This is a genomic window from Leifsonia sp. NCR5, from assembly GCF_002105485.1.
Classification (GTDB): domain Bacteria; phylum Actinomycetota; class Actinomycetes; order Actinomycetales; family Microbacteriaceae; genus Leifsonia.
This window is the reverse complement of the sequence record NZ_NCSR01000049.1, coordinates 1-4,435: the sequence shown is the minus strand read 5'-3', so window position 1 is coordinate 4,435 and position 4,435 is coordinate 1. Positions and strand designations below refer to the sequence as shown.

At 68.2% G+C, this 4,435-nt stretch carries 5 protein-coding genes and 1 pseudogene; 3 read left to right on the top strand and 3 right to left on the bottom strand.

The genetic code is table 11. The annotated features are described in order from the left end of the window. Window positions 1–1,035, bottom strand: a 1,035-nt coding sequence (locus B7438_RS20020) for a LacI family DNA-binding transcriptional regulator (protein WP_256922155.1), incomplete at its 3' end; no start/stop codon positions are given. A gap of 105 nt (window positions 1,036–1,140) precedes the next feature. Here B7438_RS20020 and B7438_RS20015 point away from each other — a divergent pair. Continuing rightward, complete coding sequence (locus B7438_RS20015; protein WP_085371443.1) at window positions 1,141–2,082, top strand: siderophore-interacting protein; 942 nt, start codon at window positions 1,141–1,143, stop codon at window positions 2,080–2,082. 22 nt (window positions 2,083–2,104) lie between these two features. Beyond that, entirely contained in the window at window positions 2,105–2,497 is a 393-nt protein-coding gene (locus B7438_RS20010; RefSeq protein ID WP_085371442.1) for a hypothetical protein, read from the top strand. A gap of 16 nt (window positions 2,498–2,513) precedes the next feature. Here the strand turns inward: B7438_RS20010 and B7438_RS20005 are convergent, their stop codons facing one another. Both B7438_RS20005 and lepB read right to left on the bottom strand, forming a co-directional pair. Beyond that, complete coding sequence (locus B7438_RS20005) at window positions 2,514–3,197, bottom strand: hypothetical protein (protein WP_085371441.1); 684 nt, start codon at window positions 3,195–3,197, stop codon at window positions 2,514–2,516. A gap of 104 nt (window positions 3,198–3,301) precedes the next feature. Beyond that, window positions 3,302–4,036 carry a signal peptidase I gene (lepB, locus tag B7438_RS20000; protein ID WP_085371440.1) on the bottom strand — a complete coding sequence of 245 codons (735 nt, stop codon included), beginning with the start codon at window positions 4,034–4,036 and terminating at the stop codon, window positions 3,302–3,304. Between the two features lie 133 nt (window positions 4,037–4,169). Here lepB and B7438_RS19995 point away from each other — a divergent pair. Then, window positions 4,170–4,435, top strand: a pseudogene (locus B7438_RS19995) (hypothetical protein); the annotation flags it as partial.

The following is a 4,435-nucleotide window of genomic DNA, read 5'->3' as shown; positions in this document are numbered from 1 at the left end:
CCACTCAGCCAGACGTTCCGCGAGCCCGGCACTGACTCCCAGCGTCCCCGGCTCGACTGGCCCCTCCTCTGCGATCCAGAGCGGCCAGCGAACCGTATGCTCCGGGAGGATTCGGACCACCGTCAGCTCGCCGAAGTCCTGCCGCACCGTGGTGAGCGGCGGCGCGAAGTACGCGGCCTCGGGGATGTCGTCGAAGCCGATCACGCTCACGTCCTCCGGCACCCGGCGTCCGCTCTCGCGCAGGACGTGCAGCAGCCCGAGCGCCATCTGGTCGTTCGACGAGAACACCGCCGTCACGCCGTCTCCGCCCGAGCCGTCGAACAGCGCGCCGCCGATGCGTGCTCCGGATGCGGAGGTCCAGTCGCCTGGCTCCGTCACGATCCCCTCCAGACCGTCCACCGCCAGCTCCGCGGTGAAGCCGCGCTGGCGGGCGGCCGCTTCCTCCCACTCGGCCGGTCCGGCGAGGTGGGCGATGCGTCGGTGCCCGAGGTCGAGCAGGTGCCGCACCGCCAGTCGCGCGCCGGCGAACTGGTCGACCACGACGCCGTCCCCTCCCGGCTCCTGCGAGCCGTGCAGCGTGACGAACGGGACGCCGGGCGCCGCCGAGCGGAGCGCATCCACCACCGGGCGTTCGGGGGCGACGACCACGATCCCGTCCACCGCCTGCGCCGCCAGGTGCTCGAGGGCGGCGTCCACCTCCTCCGCGGTGGTGTCGGCGACGTGGGCGACCGTCACGAAGTATCCGGCGTCGCGGGCGGCCTTCTCGACGGCGTCGATGCTGCTCGCCGGTCCGAACAGGGTGGAGGCGGAGGACGCGAGCACGCCGATGGTCATCGAGCGCGCCGTGGTGAGCATCCTGGCGGCGCGGTTGGGGCGGAACCGCAGTTCCTCCATCGCGGCGAGCACGCGCATCCTGGTCTCGTCACGGATGCTGGGGTGCTCGTTCATCACGCGCGAGACGGTCTGGCGCGACACTCCGGCGACCCTGGCGACGTCGCGCACGCCGGGCGCTCTGCTCTGGCCGTTGCTCTCCACGGTGAACACTGTATGGCCTGCAGCGGGGACGCCGGACCTGGAAGCGCGGAAGGTGGTTAGTGTAGCCTTACCTAAGTCCCGACCACCCGATCAGGAAGGCGCCCTGTGCCGTTGCTCGCACTCGAGAAGACCGACCGACCCGGCTACCGCCCATACCGCGCGACCGTCGTCGGTGTGCGGCAGCTCAGCCCGAGCTTCGTCCGCGTCACCTTCGCGTCCGACGCCTTCGACACGTTCGGCACGGACTGCCTCGACCAGCGCATCAAGATCGTCTTCCCCCTGCCGGACGGCAGCTTCTCCGACCTCGGCGCCGACAGCGAGGATGCGATGCTCGCCGGCGACTGGTACGACCGCTGGCGCTCCCTCCCCGACCACCTCCGCAACCCGTTCCGCACGTACACGGTCCGCGCGATCGACCAGGATGCGCGCCTTCTCGACGTCGACTTCGTCTCCCACGGCGACGGCGGCCCGGCCGCCCGCTGGCTCGCAGAAGCGGCACCGGGCGCCGAGGTGATCGTGGTCGGGCCGGACGCCCGCAGCATCCACTGCGGCACGGGCATCGACTGGCGGCCCGGCGACGCGAGCGACCTGCTCCTGGTCGGCGACGAGACCGCTGCCCCCGCGATCTCCGCGATCCTCGAAACCCTCCCGGCAGGCCGCCGCGCCCACGCGTACATCGAGGTGCCGGATGCGCGCGACAGCCTCGCGCTCAGCCACCCGGCCGGATGCACTATCACCTGGCTCGACCGCGCGGGCGGGGACAACGGCTGCCGCCTCATCCCGGCGGTGCAGGACTGGCTCGCCGCGCATCCGGACACGGTCGCGGGCGCATCCGCCACCCGCGAGCAGCGACTCGACGACGTGGACATCGACGTCGAGACCTTGTGGGAGAGCCCCGAGCAGGCGCCGAGCGGCTTCTACGCGTGGATCGCGGGGGAGTCGTCCACCGTGAAGACCCTGCGCAGGATGCTGGTGACCGGCAGCGGCATCGACAGAAGCCGCGTGGCGTTCATGGGGTACTGGCGGCTGGGGAAAGCGGAGTCGTAGGCGCGTGCGCCATGATCGACGTATGAGCGAAATGGGCGCCTGGGTCGTGGATCCTGTCACGCAGGAGGAGATCCTGGTGCCGCCGTCGCGCACCGCAGACGAGGCGATCACGCGCGCGGCCAAACTCCGGGACGGCGAGCTGACGGTGGTCCGAATCCTCCCGGAGCATACGGTTCGCTGGCCGCTCTGGATCGCAGAGGAGGGGCCAGTCGAGCCGGGGACGCTGGGAGTCAGTGCCGGGCTCGCGGAACGTCTGGCTGAGTGGAGCGCGCGCTGGGAGTGTCGGGCGATGAGTGGCTGGCTGAGCGCCGACGAGGCGGCCGGGTGGTTCGCCGACGGCCAGATGCTCGCCGACCTGCTGCAGGATGAGCTGTGGGAGTTCGCCGAGGTTCGCCGGGAATTCTGGGGCGAGTAGGGGCCGCGAAGGTCTTTCAGCACCGAAGTGTGCTTTGCGGAAATGCGGTGATAACCCGGTCGTTATTGTTTGCCCACCCCACTCGGGCATAGAAGGAGTAGACGATCTCGCCCGTACGCGTATTGACGAACATCAGTTCTGAGATCGCGCACGTAGTCTGGGCCGCGGCATTGCCCTGCTTGACGTCCGGCCACCATGTGACCTCGCCGATGGCACCCGCCATGAGATCATCCCAGGACTCAACCCCCTGGGAGGCAGAATTCCAGCCGCGTTGACGCGCGGCATCGAGTTTGCTCTGCCAGTCGCCCTCGTGCTTCGCGCGAATGTGCTTGTACCCCCATCCGGAGTACGCGTCGCCTTCGCCGCACTTAAGGCGGATGTCGTGCCCGACGCCGTCCCAATAGTGCGTGTAGGTTGAAAAGACATCGTCGCGATGGTTCAAGGAAAAGCAGCCAAACCACTGATCCCACCCGATGAGCCGCGATGACGCGGGACTGTCCACCGCGGGTTCTGTGAGGTCGAACGTGTACGCCGACATCGTGGATGCGTCGATTCTGGTGGGTTTGCCATCGTGACGTACGAAGAGTTGAACGTCTCCGCTCGAGGCGTTGACCTCATGGGCATTTGCGGCAACACTGCCGGATGCAATCAAGCTCATCGCTAGTGTCGTCGACGCGAGAATGCGCCATCTCATCTGCATGTCAATCGGCTCCGTTCGTGGGAATGAAGCCACTGTGACACAGCAGGGATGGAAAATTTCAATAAAGTATTTGCATACTAAAACAGAGTAGGCGCCGCCCGCCCTCAGCCCCCGCTGCTCTGCTTGTCGGTGCCCGCGAACGTTTCGGGGTAGTTGCTGAGCCACGACCAGTGGCTCACCGGCCAGCTGACCACGAAGGCGCGGCCGACCACGTCGTCGAGGGGGACGAAGCCCTTGCCGGGGTCGTCCATGTGGTAGCGGGAGTCTGCGGAGGCGTAGCGGTTGTCGCCCATCACCCAGAGCTTCCCGGCGGGGACCGTCACGTCGAAGGCCTTGGCGGAGACCGCCTGGACGCCGACCGGGAGGAGCACGTACGGCTCTTTCAGCGGGACGCCGTTGACGCTCAGCTGACCGAGGGCGTTGCAGCAGGTGATGTGGTCGCCCGGCAGGCCGATGACGCGCTTGACCAGGTGCTGGTCGCTGTCGGAGGCGCCGAGGCCGACGAAGTCGAGGACGGCGCCGACTCCCTTCTGCAGGGGGTTGGCGGTGCTGGGGGCCGGGGCAGGCAGCCAGCCGCCCGGATCCTTGAACACCACGACGTCGCCGCGCTGCAGGCCGAACAGTTTCGGCTGGAACTCGTTGACGATGATCCTGTCGTTGATCTGCAGCGTGTTCTCCATCGAACCCGACGGGATGTAGAACGAGCGGACCACGAACGTCTTGACCAGGAACGACACCAGCACGGCCACGAGGAAGATGACCACGACATCGCGCAGGAGCGATTTCCAGGTCGACTTCTTAGCGCCTCGGCGCGGGGTGGCTGTGGTGCTTTCGGTCACAATCTTTCACCGTAGCGTGCCGACCCTGTGAGCTGCATCCGACTCCCCGGTACCCCGCTTTGGGACCCTTGTGCTGGGTGTCCGCCGGTGAGAGCATTCAGTCACGGGCGCGCCGGTCCCACCGGCCGCCCGCGTGACGATGCGAAGAGCTCCGAAACACGCTGAGCAGTGGTCACGACGCGAACGTCCGCGCCGCGGCGATCGCGGCCGCGGCCAGGTGGGCGCGGGCAGGATCGGCGCCGTCGCCGTCGTCGCACTCTCTCTGATCTTCGGCACCCAGCAGACGGCCTTCGCCGCGGGATGCGACGCCGACGACACCGGATGCTCGACCTCCACGCCGGCACCGACCCCATCGCCCACCCCCTCCACCGGCCACGGTGACCCGGACGACTCGACGAC

What these genes read in the sequence shown, in the direction of transcription:
- B7438_RS20010 (WP_085371442.1), top strand. Translation starts at nt 2,105, where the DNA reads ATGAGCGAAATGGGCGCCTGGGTCGTGGATCCTGTCACGCAGGAGGAG.
- B7438_RS20005 (WP_085371441.1), bottom strand. Translation starts at nt 3,197, where the DNA reads ATGCAGATGAGATGGCGCATTCTCGCGTCGACGACACTAGCGATGAGC.